The following is a 16,596-nucleotide window of genomic DNA, read 5'->3' as shown; positions in this document are numbered from 1 at the left end:
GGTTAGTATGGATCAGGTCAGACCCAGGTCTGTGGCGATCTTAATGACGGTGGCCGTGTTGGGGGCGCCAAATTTTTCGATCAAGTTTTTCCGGTGGCTTTCAACTGTATGGGTGCTAATAAAAAGTGCTGCTGCAATCTGCTGCGTAGTATGCCCTGTCCCGATCAGTTGCAGGATTTCTTTTTCCCGTCTGGTAAGCCGGGGAATTTCCTTCTGATCGCTGGGCGGGCTGCTGTTGAGAACAGCCTGCGTGCCTTGGCACAGATAAATCTGTCCGTCCATGGCGGCGTGTAATGCAGTGATAATGTCTTTGCCAATCGCATTTTTGAGCACATAGCCGCTCGCCCCGCTTTGCAGCATGCCCATGATGACTGTCCGCTCATTATGAACGCTTAATGCAATGATCTTTGCAGCCGGAAATTTCTGCTTGATTTTATGGCATAATGTAACACCATTGATATCGGGCAGATTAATGTCCATCAGCATGGCATCCGGGACAGTGGTTTCGAGCGCATCCAGCACAGCTGAGCCGGTTTGATACATGCCTGAGACCTCCATTTCTTCCCTGCTTTCGAGCAGGTTTCGAAGGCCGTCGAGCACAATCGGATGATCGTCAATGATAAATACTTTCATAGCATGTCACATTCTACCGTTACAGTTGTTCCTTTTTGCGGTGCAGACTGGATTTCAAACCGCGCATTCAAAAAATCGGCGCGTGCTTTGATGTTGGAAAGCCCCGCCCCTGCTTTGGTGTTGGTTTTATTGATGTCAAAACCCTTGCCATCGTCCTCCACGGTTACAAATAATGTATCGCCACTTTGTTGAATGATCACCAGGATCTGTGACGCCTGAGCATGCTTCAATGCATTGTTGACCAGTTCCTGAATAATCCGGTAAATTACAATCTGTTTTTCCCTCGGCATGGAATCTTTGTAATTAAAAACCTGGCAAACCAGATTAGCACCGGTTTCTTTCAGGTTCTTACAAAATTCCTTTGTAGCTTCCGCAAGCCCATATTTCATCAGGATCTCGGGCATCAGGCTGCGTGCAATCCTGCGCAGCTCATTCACGGCTTCATCCAGATGGGAAAGCGTTTTGTGTATTCCCACTTTCATTGGTACATGCTGTTTGTCAGACAGTTGCGAAAGCTCAATTTTAATGCTGCTCAGCAGGCCACCCAGGCCGTCATGCAAGTCACGCGCCAGACGCGTACGTTCCCGCTCCTGCCCATCGAGCATGGCAGAAAGCATGGAGATGCGGTGATCCTGTTTTATCTTTTGCAATTCGAGCTCGTGCAATTGCTGCTGCTGCGCCCAAAGCCTTTTATTATTTCGGTAAAATAACAAAACGAGCACCGTGACCACGAGCAAAAACAAACAAACCACAGCCAGGAGCCAGCTTAGGAGCCTGTTATTCTTAATCGTTAATGTGGCCCGTTCATTTTTAGCCTGTAAGTCATTGATCTTTTTTTCTTTCTCAACCGACTTATATTTGGCTTCCAGATCCGCAATTTCGGCTTTCGTGCGTTCCTGATATGAGCTGTCGGCGAGTTCGGTATATCTGCGAAGCCACTGATAAGCGCCAGTCATATCTCCCACTTTCTCGCTGGTCTGGGCGAGCTCGTAATAATACAGCATCCGGTCTTGGTAGCGCGTTATCGGCGGTTTGCTGCGCATGATGGCCTTCATTGTCTGCAATGCTTTGGGATAGTTTTCCTGCGCTTTGTAGGTAAAGTAGATTTGAAGCATAATGCCGCGACGGTCATAAGCTTTGCCCAATTTGTCGCAAAGTAAGATACCCTTACCAAAAGTTTCCATGGCCTTGGCATACTGGCGCAACCGGGAATAATACATGCCTTCTACCAGGTAAAAATCAATGAGGTAAACCGAGTTCTGGTCTTCTGAAAGTATGCCGTAGGCGCTGTCCAGCATAGGCCGGATGGGTGGGTAATCTTTAAGGTAAATGTAATTTTTAGAGGCAAACATATAAGCATCAGCCATTTCAAGAGACTTAGGCGCTATTTTTTCCAGAATGGAAATGGCCGAGCTGAGATAACTTTTGGCCTTAGTATAATCGAGCTGATTGGAGAAGATCATACCGAGATTATGGTAATTCCGGGCCATCCGGGCGCTGTCGCCTGCCTGCTGGGAAAGCGGAATCACATGGTCGAGCAGGATGCGGGCATATTGCAGCTCGTCGTCCTGGCGTTGCCGCAACGCGCCGTAATTGTTCCACGCCCTGGCCCGGTAAACAAGCGCCGCCTTTCCGGCAAACCGCCTCAGCAGTTGTTCTGCACGCAGGTAACCTGCCTCGCTCCTCTTAAAATCCGTATCAAAATAAACGCCAGCCGTGTAAAATTGCACAAGCGCCGCCTGAAACGAGTTTTGTTTCACGTAACCAGCCGCCTTTCTTACATATTGCATCGCCACTGATGTATCCTTGTCGCTATAATAATCTGAGAGCAAAAACAATGTTTCAATACGCAATGAATCACTCTGCTTGCGTTTCAGGGCATTTTGCAAACTATCGACATAGCTGACACCTGTAACCGGACTCTGAGCACAAAGCGGCAAAGCTTGCAGGGCTAGAAGCGAATACATGAAGCAGCTGATTATGAAGATCTTATTTTTCAAAACATTCCGATTTTCCAGCGATAAATGATAATAATGTTGCCCTTAGTCATTGGCAAGCGGCAATGCTTCGCCCGTGTCGCGGATCATTAGCCCGTTCCATGCTGCTGGTGTATCCCTGAGTGTTTGGCGAACTGTTCGCTGCACCTGCAATCTTCCAGCCATGCGTGCAGGATTCCGGGTTGTAATGCCCATTTGGGTCAATGCTGCGTGCAGCAATGTTTCGTTCTCATCCCCAAAGGGCAGAAAAGGCACATTGGAATCGTCAACAGCGTGTGTTGGCTTTATGCCCTCGACAGTGCCGTAATCAGAGTCGCCATTTGCATTCACTGTTTGTCCCAGCATCACATAAAGTCCATATTTCCACCGCTTTTTCTCATCCCCGATCAACGACCCGAAAAGGTTCTTTCCCGCTGTGTTATCGCCAATGGTGATCACCGACATATGCGGTTTGAGTCCATTGATAATCAGCTCGCTGGCAGACGCCGTCCCATTGGAAGTGAGCACGAATATCCGGTTGAGCCTGTTACCAATGTTGCTGGGTTCCTTGGCAAATTTATAGGTTAGTGCATCCGGACCGTTCTTTTCCTGCCAGTATTTAATGTATTTGTCGTTCCACTGCTCTTTATAAAAGACCTTGGAAGCACTGTAATTACTGACGATCAGCGAGCCCAACGTCACCGCAGAGCTCAGATATCCGCCGCCATTCAGCCGCAGATCCAGCACCAGTTCCTGTATGCCCGCCTTATTAAAATCCGCAAAAATATTCCGTAACTCGTTGTCATATTTAACTTTATCCGCATCCGTGCCGGGAACGAATTGATTATAAACCAGATAACCGATCTTCCGGTTTTGTTTGGTAATGATTTTTGAAAAAGCAATCGGGCTTTCCGTAATCTGTCCCCTGGTCAACGTCACTTCCTGGCCAACACTTTCGATCACTTCACCATTCACTTTGCCCATAGTCACCCGGATGGATTCTGCACCGAGCAGATCAGCATAGTTGGCATCGGTCAGCTGGGTTCCGTTCACTTTGATAATGATGTCACCTCGTTTTAAACCCGCTCTCTGGGCAGGACTTCCGTTGCTTACGTGCGAGAGAAATGCGGCAATGTTGGATTTTCCGCTATCAATAAAACCAAGCATATAATGGATCCCGAAAGCTTTCGTAACCCCGTTAAACTGCTGCTGCGTGGCTTCAAAATCCGGCGTGATCATGGAGAAACGGTCATGCGTTTTGCGGTTAAAAATCAAATTTTCAAAGTAGGCATCCGGCTCGGCGCGGGCATCCAGTTTGCTTTTGGCAGGCATTTCTTTATACCAGAAATAGCCGTCCTGCATCGTTGCATACACCCATTCATTGACCGAATTTTTGTCACCCAGCAAATCGCCAAGGGTGTTAACATCCTTTTCGCGGCAACCGGCAATGCAAAACAATGTTAGGAAAGCCAGTTTAAAGCCGATTTTTTGAAATGTTTTCATGATTGTTGCTTATAAATTCTACTGATCAGGTTATCAATGATATGTGCCTTCATTCTGGAATAAAAAGTATCGATCTCTTCCAGGTAACGGTGGTAGAAGTAGCTCAGGATCAAACCCAGAAAGAGCGCGATGAATGTGGTGTCGAAGGCAATGTTCAGACTTTGGGTTACGAGTGGCATCCCTTCTTCCGTTTTGGCCAGATGGAAAAGTCCGATGGAACCGGCCAAATGCAAAATGGTGCCGATAAAACCGAGGGAAGCGATGGCGTTGATGAGGAAACGGGCGATTTCCAGCCTGCCTTCCAGCTCGGTTTTACTGTTGTCGATCTGCACATTGAGCACTTGAAGCGTTTCCGAAATGGATTGATTGTTCCGGTATTGCGTGCATGCCCTTTTGATAAAATCGGTTAACATAAAGCTGAAACCGTGTTTTTCCAGATCCAAGACGCTCATTTTTATCCTGGCCACTTCATCCGGCGAAAGCACAAGCTGATCCTCCACAGGCAGCACATTCAGGCCGAAACCTTCGTTTTGTTTTCGGATAAACTTGCGATAACTGACAATTTCAAGAACGCCGAAAATAAAAGCCGTGTAAATGATCGCATGAACGAAGCCACCGAAAGACCCGCCGAATGCCTGAAGGAAACGGTTGATCCCGTGACTCAGTGACAGGGAAGACAGCAAGATCAATGCAAACCAGATGGAAACGGCGACTATCAGACTGACAGACAGGTGATATAATCTTTTACTGTTCATGATTTTAAGATAGTTTTTGAAAAGATTTTAGTTTTTGACCAGTTTGAATTCTCCGTTTTCTGCCAGCGTCACCGTCGCAAGCAGCAATCGCTCCGCATTCAGCTGCAATGTCGAAGTGAATGGCTCGCCCTGCTCCTGTCCGTTTTCATTTTTAGAATAAACAAGCCCCCGCAGGGCTACGGAAGCACTATTTTTGGCACTTGCTTTGAAAACTGCATACACTTTATATTCGCCTGGAATCACCTTATCAAACTGCCGGACAGCCTCCTGCGTTGTCCGCAGATCGCTTCCGAAGAACTTGGTTTTGGCTTTCCCGCTGTCCCATTGCCCGATATCGCGTATTTCACGTGCCCTGCCGGAGACGCATTTGGCGCCTTTGCAAACAAACAGATCCACATTGTCGCCAATATCCGCCCAGCTGATCTCGAAAGAAACCTTGCACGGCACGCCCGGCGGATCACCCAAATACTGCGTATTTTTAAGCTCCTCGGGTTTCGGAGGCTCCAGCTCTTTTTTTTCCGGAGTGATATATGCGTGATCTTCATTGGGCGCGACACTTACCCGGCGGGTTTCAGCCGGAGCGGACGTTTCACATTCAGGACAGTCGGGGCAATCTTTTGCAGACGGAAGCTCCTTGTAATCAGCCAGTATAACGAGTAGTGTGTCGCCGGGACGCTTGTGCCTCAGGCTATCGTCCACGGGGGCGAACAACTGCCTGTGCAGGGTGTCATAGGAAACGGCCAGCTGCTGCTTGTAAGATGGCGGCGAACCGCCTTTTGGCACAGCGATGAAGAGAAATATTACCGCTCCCAGCGCTCCGCAGATCACGTCCAGAAATGAGATATTGAAGATTTGAGGTTCTCTGTTCCTTGCCATAACTGTTGATTTGGCTGTGCTTAATGATACAGGTCAGTATTTATCGCCAAAAACAAAGTGGTGTGTATAGGTTACGTTCAGGATCGCGGAGACATTCATGACCTTTCCGTTGATGCCGCGCGCTGTTGCATTGCGCTTGTTGACCGCATCAAAGCCAAGATCAAACAACATGTTCACTGCCAGCTTTCCTTTTTCGCTGACCGGCATCAGCATGCCGGGGCCAAGCATAAATCCTGGCTGGAAGCGCTTGTAAGTATCATTAATGCCGCTGCCAAAGTTGATATCACCCGACTGACTCCGTGAGCCCACGCCTACTACTTCGAGTTCAAGACGCGAGTTGCCGCCGACTGCGACATTGAATGATGGCCCGGCAGATGCAATCAATCCGATTTTTTCACCCAGGATGCGGTAACGAAAAAGCAGCGGAATGCTAATGAATGACGTGTTTTCCCTTGCTTTTAAAAAACCCACATAATCGTTTTCGATCCGGTAATTATCGGTCTCGGCCTTGGTTCCCTTCTGTATGAAGTTTACGCCGGAAACGATGGCCATTTTCCCGAACTCCATCCCGAACACGAAGCCGCCGTTTAGTCCCGGTTTGGCGCTGGAAGAAGTATAGGTGTCCGCATAGTCGGCTGTGTAGGAATATGTGGACAGGTTTCCGCCACCGCCGCCACCAATGAAGATTGACATATCGTTCTGTGCGCGTGCAGCAATTTGGAAAAATGCAAAGAATACGGCTGTTAGAATGAGTTGTTTTTTCATGTTTTCAAAAGGTTTAATAATTGGAGATGAATGGTTATCAGGAGGTTTTGCAAAGTTGAAAGGAAGATATTTTGGAAACCATCCCTGAAAACAGCCATTTTCAACAACCCCAATTATGGCTGATTTCAGGGATGGTTTTTGTTTTGAGAACTGCGGAGATTTGCAGCGGATCAAATTTTAAACACGATGAAATCAATCATTTTAACATTACTAATGCTGCCTGCTACCCTTTCATTCGCGCAGGAAGAGGTTTTGAAAAAAGGCAACACCGTGTATGTGGAAGTCAATAAAACGGATGTGGGAAAAAGTGCTGCGCAGGAGCTGAAAACGGCCCTGCAGGATTGGGATTACTGGAAAGTAGCATCCTCCAAAGCCGAAGCTGACTTTGTGCTTAAACTTGAAACCAAAATTTCGGGCGGTGTCACCTGGACATCGTGGGGCGGCAAAGGTGTGGCATTGAGTGCCTCTCTGCAATCAAAGGACAATGATGAAATATGGCAATCAGAGTTTTACAAGGCCAGTCCCAACGGCATGAATGGCTTCAACTCCCAATCAGCTGCCGTGAAAAAGCTGATAAAAGGGCTTAGGAAAAAGTTTGATTGAGGCATTATATGCGCAGGCGCGAGCAAAATCTCTGAACTCCTCTGCCTGGAATGGCAAACCGAATACTTGCAACACTGTGTAGCTTAATGTTTGCATATACGATTTTATAGGCGTCAGTTCCTGGGATCATCCTTGGTGTCTTGTCCTGAAATAAGTTAACCACAAATGAGAGTACTTTCCCCGCCACAAGTTCAGAAAGTACTCCAATCTAATCAGAGATTTAGTATTGAAAAGGCCAAATCAATTGTGGCCGGGCCGCCGGGCGGTAGCCGATATCACGTATTGGTTTACAACCTACAAGTGTCTATACGTTTCTTTGGTTGCTGATGCGTATTCAAAGCGAATAATGGGCTACAACGTTGCACAAACGCTAGAGGCAATTCATTCAAAAATTGCCTTGCAGATGGCACTAGAAAAAATTTCTCATCAAGCAGGAAAGTTCCTGGCTGTTTTTATGCCGAGTTGTGCAACCGCCACCACCGTTTCATTGAACCCGGCTGTGTGAATTATTTCCGTTAAAATAGTGCAAAACAATTCTGAAATTTACAGTCTACCCCAGCTTCGCTTTTCTTTAATCCCTTAGGCCACAATAGTCAAAAAATGCGGAAGCCGTCCTATTTGCTACTCGGTTCATATATCCGCTCTACGACTACTACAAAATCTTGGTCAGAAGTTTCCAAACTATCAAATCATTATTCCAATTTAAGGTTAGGGTCATACGATCAGCCGCTTGCAATTTCTTTTTCAGGTGAGCTGCTTTTGAAAAGAGTTATCATCTCTGGATAAGCTTAAGATGGTCAAGCGCCCAGCCATCATCCTCTTTTGTGGATCTGCTGTATCAGCGCTCCAGAACTGCATCTCAGTAATACTATGTTAATTTGAGCCGGATTATAAAAGCACACGGGATGGATTGCTTTGGTAGTACTTGATTTTGTGTTCAAACATTTCTGCCATTTTCTGCGCCCTGAACTTCGCTTCTTTGGCCTTCACGCCGATGAATAGTTCATCAATTGTCCCAAAAAATAAATCCATCCATTTTTCAAAATGCGTGTGGTCAACCTGTAACATGGCATGTGGCGTAAATGGGCTTCCATAATAGGTATGCTCCTTCAAAAGCACTGTCTGCCAAAATTTGTACATTTTTTCCATGTGCTGCGGCCAGTTATCGCTGATCCGCTCATTAAAAACAGGCGATAGTAATGCATCTTCCCTGACTTTTGCGTAAAAAGAATCTACCAGAAGCTTGATATCGTCGCTGTGGAGTATGTCTTGTTTTGTTTTCATTTCAATTATTAATCAAGTCAATGTATCGGATAAGATAATAGATCGACCATCCTAAAAAGCCGATGAGTAAGATCCATATCCAGGCCGGAATGCTTTGAGGTGTTTCACTTCCGGAAATCAGAAACTGCTTTTGGTCCCCTTTCCCGTATGCATTGATCATTAATGGAACTACTCCATCCACAACTGCATTTTCGGTGATACCTTCGACGGTAATGGCAGGCCCGTTTTTTACCTCGAAAGGAATGATGCGGATACCCTCTTTTCCTGTCGGATCTTTACTGATGATTTTTAGTTCATGTTTGCCGTCCACCATTTTACGGGTATCCAGCTCAAAATTCACAGGAGAGATAAACTCAGCGATTGGCGTTTGTTCCTTATCGAGGAAAAGAAAAACTGTGCTTTTATCGTCCATATCATTAAATGTTTAAAATAAGCCTTTTGATATGGTCGCCGGACCTTTCACCAGGTTTGATCAACATCTTTGCCGAGAAGAAGAGTGTCAGTATGGCAATGATGGCTGCAATCAAAACAATCACAACGTCCCAGTTGCTTTCCGGCCCAGAACCATGCGTGATACCTTGTAATAACTTCGGCTGACGCTGGTCACATACCGGACAGGCCGCAGCAAGTAAGCCCATCAAGACAAAAACGATCAATAAAAAGGGTTTTTTCATATCAAATCTGAATTGTAAAATTTTAAGAATATCGTCATAGTATCTATTGCACAGGCATCTCTTTGATTTTCTGCAGGATCTGCTCCACTTCCTGCACCGATACCTTGAGCGCATTGTTGCCCCAGCTACTGCGCTCGTGGTTAATAATGGCGGCGATTTGATCAGGACTTAGCTCTGCATTCGTTCCGACGGCGGGCATTGCCCCGTATTCCTGGCGAGCGTCATAGCCCTGCATGATGATGTTTACGATTAAGGAAGGATCTTTATCGACTACAACTGTACTGCCTTTCAAAGGTGGAAAAGCGCCTTTCAAACCTTCCCCGCTTTCCTGATGACAGGCCTGACAATGGGTAGCGTAAAGCATCTGGCCGTTTTCTGAAGTTTCAGTATCTGACTGCTTGGATTGATCCGTGCTTTCTGTTTCCTGTTCCTGTTTTGAGTATAAAAAGGCAGGAGCTCCCGCCATGCCTGGGAGTTCCGCTTGTTTCAGCGATTGTAAATATGCGACCAGGTCCAGCGCATCCTGAGTAGCCACCAAAGTCATCCCTTGTCTTTGAAACGCATCTGAAACATTTACCACCACATCATCTTTTTCAGGCTCGGCCTTAACTTCGAACAGCCAGGTATAAGCCGGCATAATGGACTGTTTGATGACAATGCGCGGGTTGTACAAATGCACCAGATTCCATTCCCGGCTGGGCTGCCGGCTTCCGATTGAGGTCAAGTCGGGCCCGGTCCGTTCAGTGCCCATCAGCGTGGCGGTATTACGCCAGAAATCCGTGCGGCGGTTGGAAGCATAGTCTGCCGCAAGCCCCGGCCGCTGGCCCCAAACCTTATCCATTTCTACATTGCGAACCTGCTGGGTATGACAGGCCACGCATCCATTGGAAACATATAATGCCTTTCCTCGGATTGCCGCCTCACTGAGCGGCACTGCACCTGGCAGCGGCGCATTGTTCTGCTCATTATCAATAGCCGGCAATATGGCCACGAAAGCGGTTAAGCTGATAAAGAGCAGGAAGGCAGCGCCAAATAGTTTGTTGTGATTATTGAAGAAGTCCATGATTTCAAATTGAGTTAGGGTAGATATTAAACCGACTTCAGGAGACGCGATCAATAGATCTCAGCTTTTCAAATGCCGTTTCCTTGATATCAACCGCGCCCGGCGCCACCATCATCCGGTAAAGATTATAAGCGAAAAACAGGTGAGAGAGCCACATGAGGCTTCCTCCGATCGCCCGCCAGAGCCAAAACGGTGCCATAAAGCTGACCGAGTCGATAAAGGGTTTGGCTTCCATCCACATTAATCCGCGCATGGTACTACCATACATCAATGGTATCGTGTAAAACAATAACCCGATCAATGCCAGCCAAAAGTGAGCACCGACCGTAATCTGCGGCGGCTCCTGCCCGGTAATACGTGGCATGAGTGCATAAATGCCTGCCCATAGTAAAAAGCAGATAATACCATACATCGTCAAATGGGAATGCGCGACGGTAAAATCAGTAAAATGCCAGATTAGATTGGTTGACCGGAACGCTTCGGCAGTGCCCTGCATGGAACCGGTAAAATAAAAGAGGATACCCGTTAAAAAGAACGGAAGCGTATAACTGTCAGTGATCTTGTACCATGCGCCTTTAAAGGTCAGCAGGAAATTAGTTGTCCCTGCTACCACCGGTATGACCATGCCTACACTGCCTACCATGGCGACCGTTTGCAGCCACCATGGTATTGCACTGAAAACAAAATGATGGGTACCAATAAGCGTATAAAAAAGGATTTGGGTCCAAAAAGCAAGTATACCCAAACTATACGAATAGATGGGTTTGTTAAGCTGCTGGGGCAAGAAATAATAAACGATACCGAGTGTAAAAAGCATGAACCACATTCCCACACCCTGATGCATATGATAGCCTTGAATGATCGTTTCCCCCAGCCCATTTTGCCAAAGAGGCACATATGCAACAACTGTGATCACAATTCCAAAGATCACCGAAGAGACGATGTACCAGTTTGAAATATAGATCTCTTTCGTAGTGCGGCTGGCGACCGTCTTAAAGTAGTTAATCAATGTCAGCAGAAGCCCAATGCCAAAAAGCAGCATCACCGGCCAGATATATTCCCGGTACTCCCCGCCCCCATTATTGATTCCGGCCATTAAAGACAATGTGCCTAGTACCACCGCCGTATTAATGAAGATCAATGTGTACCATCCGAGTTTTATACTAAATAGTTTTGTATTGCTCACCCTGGGCACGACATAGTTGCCCAGCCCCAGCATCGCCAGCGATGCCCAGCCCCAGAAAACAGCATTCGTATGGACCGGGCGCAGCCGCCCAAAGCTCAGCCAGCTAAATTGATCCGCGTCGGGTGCAACAAATTTTATACCGAGGTATTCTCCTACCGTCGTCCCGAAAACCAGCCAGAAAGTAGCTGTGACTATGAACCAGGTGATCAGCCTGGAAAGTTGCGGGTCCACTTTCGGGCGAACCTGAGCCTTTCTTTTACGTGCCACAAATGGAAGTGATGCCTCATGCTCCACATTGTTGATCAGCCCCTTATGATCATTGGCCGGTAATGCGCCCGACAGCTCATTATGGCTCAATGCAAAATCTAGCGCATCTTTTCTTTGTTGCAGTGTTGTTGCAAGGGCTTCACCTTCAATTTGATTCAGGTAAGCTGCCACACGCCCGGCTTCAGCCACACGCTGCTGGTTTCGATAGCCGGTTAATGTGCTGGTGATTTTGAAAAATAAAAAGATAGCTCCTGCCAGAACAGGAATTGCAATCAGGACAATGGTAATTACAATCCCGCCTTGGCTCAGCAGCGAGTCAGGAGTTGGTTGGCTCCACTGTGCGTGCGAAGGAAAACCTACCAAACTCAGCATAGCGAGCGTAATAAGCCTTAAATTCTGCTTCTTTAATATACGGTCGAGCAGCAATGAGATCTGTTGGCTATTCAAGTTATGGAGGTATCTTGAATAATCCCTTTGATTTGGATCTACCTTGGCAAGCAGGTAATGCTGAACAACGTCTTTAATCAAAGTTGCAATAAAAAGCACACCCACTGCCATCACTAATGCAACGATTCCCACCAATAGCATAGTGGTTTGACTGACTAGGCTTTCAGCACGTGCAGGTATTGCAGTCAGATAAATAAAAAAGCATAATGTACTGATAATGTTATACTTATTCATAATATGCTTATTATATATATTAAGACCTTAATATCTTTTAATATTAAAAATTTTATCTCTCTTTGATATAGCTTAGCCCCAAATTCAAATTCTCATTAAACTCCCCGATCGTCGACGACTGTAGAGTTAAATGCATTTTATTTCTAATCTCCTTGAAATCGTTGTGCAGTGGGCAAGGCTTTATCTCAGAGCAACTTTTTAACCCCAGGCCGCAGCCCTTAAATATTTTTTCCCCGTCAATCGCTTTAACAATATCGGCCAGCGTATTGCTTCGGGCATTGCTGTCAATATAAAAGCCACCATTCGGACCCTTGCTGGATTGTATGAGCTCACGTTTGCTGAGATCCTGAAGGATCTTAGCAATGAAGTGTTCTGGTGAATCAATACCAGCCGCAATCTCCTTAATACCCACCTTCCTCCCCCCTTCCGACTTCTGGGCTATAAAAATGACCGCTCTTATTGCGTATTCGCACGTTTTTGAAAAAAACATCTGCATCTGGTTTATATGCAAATATAACTTCAAGATCCGGGAAATAAAATACTTTTTACTCTTTATTTATTTGGATATATCTCTGCTCCGTACTCTACTTATGCCCACTATCCTATTTTTGAAATCTTAACGGCATAATAATTCCAAGCTGTTGAGTAAAGCAAGATCACGGCAGTCAAAATTAGCCTTGACAGATGGATAAAACCTTTTTCGTCGGGCTATACTCATTAATTGCCTAATGTGTAAAATGATTGAATCCGGGTCTAGGTTGGAAAGTTTTTGATGATAAGTCTGGCTTCCATAGCGGTTATTTGGGTATCCTTCCGCTTTCAAACTTTTAAAATTATGCGGAAAAACGTCTTTTTCCAGCAATTGAACACAGAGCTGCTGTGCAAGTCCACCGGTGCTGATATGTTCTTCGGCCACCAGAATGGAGGGCGCTTTTCTAATCATTATTTCCAAATCGGCGCTAATTTCCAGCGGGAAATGCAATGCCGTGACCACATTGACTTTGGACACCAGGTCCTCAGCAGCAGAAAGCGCTGTCATGACATTATTGGCAATAGGGCCGAGTGCAAAAACGGTAACCTCTGCGCTTTCGGGGGCGTGGATCACTTTAAAGGAACCTGACATATAACTATTGTCCGGAGTCGTTTGCCCGGTGCCTAATCGCAGGTAAGCAGGACGCGCCTCTGCCACAATCTGCCGCATAACAGACCCTACTTCATCTGAAAAAGCAGGAACCCAAACATTTGCATTCTGTTGTCCGCTTAAACAGGCCAGATCTTCAATAGCATGATGACTGCTCCCCATGATTCCGTAACCATAGCCGCCACCGTTTCCCACCAGAAATACGGGCAAATTGTTAAAGCAGACATCGTTGCGAAACTGTTCCAGACAACGGTAAACGATAAACGGGGCAATGCTGTAACAAAAAACCTTATAACCTTTATGTGCAAAACCGGCTGCTACACCGACCATATTTTGCTCTGCAACGCCTGCATTTATAAATCTCTTACCCAACTTGGGCTTTAAATTTTCAAACGCATTATAGCCAAGATCGCCCGTTATTAAAACAATGGAATCATCTTCCACTGCCAACTGCTCCAAAGTGTTCGAAAATTCTCTTCTCATTTGGTTCGTATGATGTTGTGCGTTACTTCCAGGGTGGCTTGCTCGTATTGGTCTTTGGTCATCGGTAAATAATGCCACTCCAACTTATTCTCCATATAGGAAACTCCTTTGCCCTTTACCGTATTTGCGATAATCGCCTTGGGAAGCCCGTTTTTATGTGTTTTTAGCTCACTGATGTCTTGGCTAATCGAGGCAATATCATGTCCATCTATCTCTATCGTTTCAAAACCAATCGCATTCCACTTTTCCACGGAAGCTGTTTCACCTAACACTGTATCCGTGGCCCCAAAACCTTGCAAACCGTTTCTATCAACAATCATAAAAAGGTTATCCAATCTGTTTTGAATCGCGTAATGTGCTGCTTCCCAGGTTGTGCCTTCATTGGTTTCTCCATCTGAAAGCAATGCAAAAGAATAAGTTTCTTCACCACTTATTTTAGCTGCGTGTGCAATTCCGGTGGCGATGGGCAAACCGTGTCCTAACGATCCGGTTGCAAATGGAATCCCTTTAAATTGTCTGGGCGCCGGGTGGGCAGGAAGTGAAGTTCCATCCTGATAGAAAGTATCGAGTTCTTCGTCCGTAATTTCACCAGTAACATTCAGACAGGCGTATAAAGCTGCTGCTGCGTGACCTTTGGATAAAATGAAGGTGTCATCTTCTGCCTTTTGAAGAAATAGCACAGCAATCATTAGGTCGATGCAGCTTAGGGAGCAGCCGATATGTCCGGCATTTGCTTTGTGGTATAGACCCAATATTTTAAGCCGAAGTGCTCCGCTTAATTGCTTTGAATCATTCATTGTCTCTTCTGTGCCCATACCTTTGATATTGTTCTTCTTTTGGTATAACTGCTTTATTGCTGCAAGCGTCAAGTGTTTGGAGAGTCAATGCTCCATCTATAAACAGGCATGCAGGAAAGTAACAAGGAAGCTGCACTTACGGTGAACACAGAAGAAGAAAAAGGTGCAGTCCTGCCTACGAAGAAAAACATACTCAAAGCGAATATAAGGGTCAGCAAAAAACTCCCAAGGGAAGCTAGCCTGGTTTTGAAACCGATGATCAAAGTGATGGCAAAAATCGTTTCGGCGCCTGTTGCGGCAGCACCCATAAAGTTTGCCACCGAAAAATTTACGTATGGCAGCAGGATATTGGTATAGCCTACAAAATTTTCCCACTTACCCCAGTTAATCCCCTCCTCGCCAGGTTGACCCAGCAGACCAAAACGGTCCAAAACGGGCAGCGCGAAACCAACTCCTAGTGAAAGGCGTAAAAATAATTGGGCAATATCACTTCTTGTTTTCATATGAAGATAGTTAATGTATGTAATACAATGCTTAGTCTACGAGGCCGTTTAATTTTGCAAACGGATCATGCTGCGAATCTTTGTTCCATTCGTATTCTGCACCATTTGCAATCCCAGCAGCCACATCCTCACCGAAGAGTTTGGCGATTAAAAGCAACGTGTGGGGCCTGATCAGCCAACTTCTTGACTGCATTCACAAAAGGTGCGTTATTGACCTCAACCCGCGTCCCGCCGCCGCCGGGAATTTAATCCAGCACAGGCTTCATATGCGTGGAGATAGCGATCCTGTTCCAGGCATTGATGGTAATAATGGCCATAATTACCTGAGACAAAGTATGCTTATCCAAAACCTTGGAAGCTTCGTTGTAAGTTGGCTCAGAGACACCTTTGTTGATGAAGGTAATTTCTTCTGCTAATGCCAGTACAGCCATTTCTGTCGACGTAAAGTAAGGAGTTTCGCGCCATGCGCTCAGTGCATAAATCCGCTGCTCGGTCTCCCCCATTTTCCTTGCGTCCTTGGTATGTAGATCAATGCAATACGAACAGCCGTTGATCTGGGAAACCCTTATCTTGATCAGCTCTCTTAGAGACGAGTCGAGCTTTGTTTGTGAAAGGTATTTTTCCAAACCGAACATGGCTTCGTAAGCTTTTGGCTCCAAATCTTTGATAACTACTCTTTTATTCATGATATTGAATTATTGATATATTTACCTGCAAAGATTCGCTACTTTCATTTTTGAAAAATTAATCTACTTGAAGAAATTTGCGAGAATACATTAGCTTTGAAAACAAAGGCCCTACTTTTCGAGTTATGAATCACCACAATCAGTTACTGAAACACATTTCAAAATTTAGCGCGCTCACTAATGAAGACGAGTTGCTGCTTACTTCAAAATTGCGGCATAAACTGGTCGAAAAAAAAGATTTCCTTTTGCAGGAAGGACAGGTTTGTAATCACTATTATTTTGTATTAACCGGCTGCCTGCGTTTTTATAAAATTATCAATACTGGCTTTGAACAAATCCTGCAGTTTGGCATCCCCAACTGGTGGCTGAGCGATTACCTGAGTATCAATAATCAGCGACCCTCAGGTTACTACATTCAGGCTGTTGAAAAAACAGAAGTCCTTGTTTTGACAAGGTATGATGCCGATGAGCTGTTTAATGAAATTCTTGCATTTAATAGCTATTTCAGGTTGATGATGCAAAAGGCATATACTGCGTCATTAAAAAAGATTGAGCTCATGCTCTGCGAATCTGCCGAAGACCGATATTTGCAATTCACAACCGGCTTCCCTGAATTCGTGCAACTCATCCCGCAATATATGCTCGCTTCCTTTCTGGGTTTTACACCTCAGTTCCTAAGCGGACTGAGATCTAAAAAGCTTTGATCACATCGGGAAGGTG

Annotated in this window: 20 protein-coding genes; 3 read left to right on the top strand and 17 right to left on the bottom strand. The window is 45.7% G+C overall.

Annotated features, from left to right (window positions below; translation table 11 throughout):
* Window positions 1–12: 12 nt before the first annotated feature.
* The 6 genes from L0660_RS12005 to L0660_RS11980 all read right to left on the bottom strand — a co-directional run bounded on the left by L0660_RS12005 (window position 13) and on the right by L0660_RS11980 (window position 6,508).
* The gene (locus L0660_RS12005) at window positions 13–633 is read right to left on the bottom strand and encodes a response regulator transcription factor (protein ID WP_235159671.1); all 621 of its coding nucleotides are present in this window, start codon (window positions 631–633) and stop codon (window positions 13–15) included.
* Window positions 630–2,600, bottom strand: coding sequence for a sensor histidine kinase (locus tag L0660_RS12000; protein WP_235159670.1), 1,971 nt, complete (start codon window positions 2,598–2,600; stop codon window positions 630–632). The genes L0660_RS12005 and L0660_RS12000 overlap by 4 nt, the downstream gene beginning before the upstream one ends.
* Window positions 2,601–2,675: 75 nt before the next feature.
* Window positions 2,676–4,112, bottom strand: a complete 1,437-nt coding sequence (locus L0660_RS11995; RefSeq protein ID WP_235159669.1) for a S41 family peptidase — start codon at window positions 4,110–4,112, stop codon at window positions 2,676–2,678.
* Window positions 4,109–4,867 carry a MotA/TolQ/ExbB proton channel family protein gene (locus tag L0660_RS11990; RefSeq protein ID WP_235159668.1) on the bottom strand — a complete coding sequence of 253 codons (759 nt, stop codon included), beginning with the start codon at window positions 4,865–4,867 and terminating at the stop codon, window positions 4,109–4,111. The genes L0660_RS11995 and L0660_RS11990 overlap by 4 nt, the downstream gene beginning before the upstream one ends.
* Before the next feature lie 27 nt (window positions 4,868–4,894).
* Window positions 4,895–5,743, bottom strand: a complete 849-nt coding sequence (locus L0660_RS11985; protein WP_235159667.1) for a hypothetical protein — start codon at window positions 5,741–5,743, stop codon at window positions 4,895–4,897.
* A gap of 33 nt (window positions 5,744–5,776) precedes the next feature.
* Complete coding sequence (locus L0660_RS11980) at window positions 5,777–6,508, bottom strand: outer membrane beta-barrel protein (protein ID WP_235159666.1); 732 nt, start codon at window positions 6,506–6,508, stop codon at window positions 5,777–5,779.
* A gap of 186 nt (window positions 6,509–6,694) precedes the next feature.
* On the opposite strand from L0660_RS11980, the gene L0660_RS11975 reads away from it, so the two are divergent.
* Entirely contained in the window at window positions 6,695–7,111 is a 417-nt protein-coding gene (locus L0660_RS11975; protein ID WP_235159665.1) for a hypothetical protein, read from the top strand.
* 346 nt (window positions 7,112–7,457) lie between these two features.
* Entirely contained in the window at window positions 7,458–7,616 is a 159-nt protein-coding gene (locus L0660_RS11970) for a hypothetical protein (RefSeq protein ID WP_235159664.1), read from the top strand.
* A 383-nt stretch (window positions 7,617–7,999) separates the two neighbouring features.
* Here the strand turns inward: L0660_RS11970 and L0660_RS11965 are convergent, their stop codons facing one another.
* The 11 genes from L0660_RS11965 to L0660_RS11915 all read right to left on the bottom strand — a co-directional run bounded on the left by L0660_RS11965 (window position 8,000) and on the right by L0660_RS11915 (window position 15,876).
* Window positions 8,000–8,395: a group III truncated hemoglobin gene (locus tag L0660_RS11965; protein WP_235159663.1), complete on the bottom strand. Its 396-nt coding sequence runs from the start codon at window positions 8,393–8,395 to the stop codon at window positions 8,000–8,002.
* Window position 8,396: 1 nt separating this feature from the next.
* Entirely contained in the window at window positions 8,397–8,807 is a 411-nt protein-coding gene (locus tag L0660_RS11960) for a cytochrome C (RefSeq protein ID WP_235159662.1), read from the bottom strand.
* Window positions 8,808–8,811: 4 nt separating this feature from the next.
* Window positions 8,812–9,069 (bottom strand): hypothetical protein, encoded by a 258-nt coding sequence (locus L0660_RS11955; protein ID WP_235159661.1) that lies wholly within the window; start codon window positions 9,067–9,069, stop codon window positions 8,812–8,814.
* 43 nt (window positions 9,070–9,112) lie between these two features.
* Window positions 9,113–10,132 carry a cytochrome c gene (locus L0660_RS11950; protein WP_235159660.1) on the bottom strand — a complete coding sequence of 340 codons (1,020 nt, stop codon included), beginning with the start codon at window positions 10,130–10,132 and terminating at the stop codon, window positions 9,113–9,115.
* A 37-nt stretch (window positions 10,133–10,169) separates the two neighbouring features.
* Complete coding sequence (locus tag L0660_RS11945; RefSeq protein ID WP_235159659.1) at window positions 10,170–12,266, bottom strand: cbb3-type cytochrome c oxidase subunit I; 2,097 nt, start codon at window positions 12,264–12,266, stop codon at window positions 10,170–10,172.
* Window positions 12,267–12,318: 52 nt separating this feature from the next.
* The gene (locus tag L0660_RS11940) at window positions 12,319–12,756 is read right to left on the bottom strand and encodes an Rrf2 family transcriptional regulator (protein ID WP_235159658.1); all 438 of its coding nucleotides are present in this window, start codon (window positions 12,754–12,756) and stop codon (window positions 12,319–12,321) included.
* A 126-nt stretch (window positions 12,757–12,882) separates the two neighbouring features.
* Window positions 12,883–13,890, bottom strand: coding sequence for a transketolase family protein (locus tag L0660_RS11935; RefSeq protein ID WP_235159657.1), 1,008 nt, complete (start codon window positions 13,888–13,890; stop codon window positions 12,883–12,885).
* Window positions 13,887–14,705 carry a transketolase gene (locus L0660_RS11930; protein ID WP_235159735.1) on the bottom strand — a complete coding sequence of 273 codons (819 nt, stop codon included), beginning with the start codon at window positions 14,703–14,705 and terminating at the stop codon, window positions 13,887–13,889. The genes L0660_RS11935 and L0660_RS11930 overlap by 4 nt, the downstream gene beginning before the upstream one ends.
* Before the next feature lie 50 nt (window positions 14,706–14,755).
* Window positions 14,756–15,190 (bottom strand): DoxX family membrane protein, encoded by a 435-nt coding sequence (locus L0660_RS11925; RefSeq protein ID WP_235159656.1) that lies wholly within the window; start codon window positions 15,188–15,190, stop codon window positions 14,756–14,758.
* Between the two features lie 31 nt (window positions 15,191–15,221).
* Window positions 15,222–15,383 carry a hypothetical protein gene (locus L0660_RS11920; RefSeq protein ID WP_235159655.1) on the bottom strand — a complete coding sequence of 54 codons (162 nt, stop codon included), beginning with the start codon at window positions 15,381–15,383 and terminating at the stop codon, window positions 15,222–15,224.
* Between the two features lie 52 nt (window positions 15,384–15,435).
* Window positions 15,436–15,876 carry a carboxymuconolactone decarboxylase family protein gene (locus L0660_RS11915; protein WP_235159654.1) on the bottom strand — a complete coding sequence of 147 codons (441 nt, stop codon included), beginning with the start codon at window positions 15,874–15,876 and terminating at the stop codon, window positions 15,436–15,438.
* A gap of 125 nt (window positions 15,877–16,001) precedes the next feature.
* On the opposite strand from L0660_RS11915, the gene L0660_RS11910 reads away from it, so the two are divergent.
* Window positions 16,002–16,580, top strand: a complete 579-nt coding sequence (locus L0660_RS11910; RefSeq protein WP_235159653.1) for a Crp/Fnr family transcriptional regulator — start codon at window positions 16,002–16,004, stop codon at window positions 16,578–16,580.
* Window positions 16,581–16,596: the final 16 nt, after the last annotated feature.

Source organism: Dyadobacter sp. CY351 (assembly GCF_021502625.1).
Lineage (GTDB): Bacteria > Bacteroidota > Bacteroidia > Cytophagales > Spirosomataceae > Dyadobacter > Dyadobacter chenhuakuii.
Note: the sequence above shows the minus strand (reverse complement) of the source record. Positions and strands in the feature narration are given on the sequence as shown.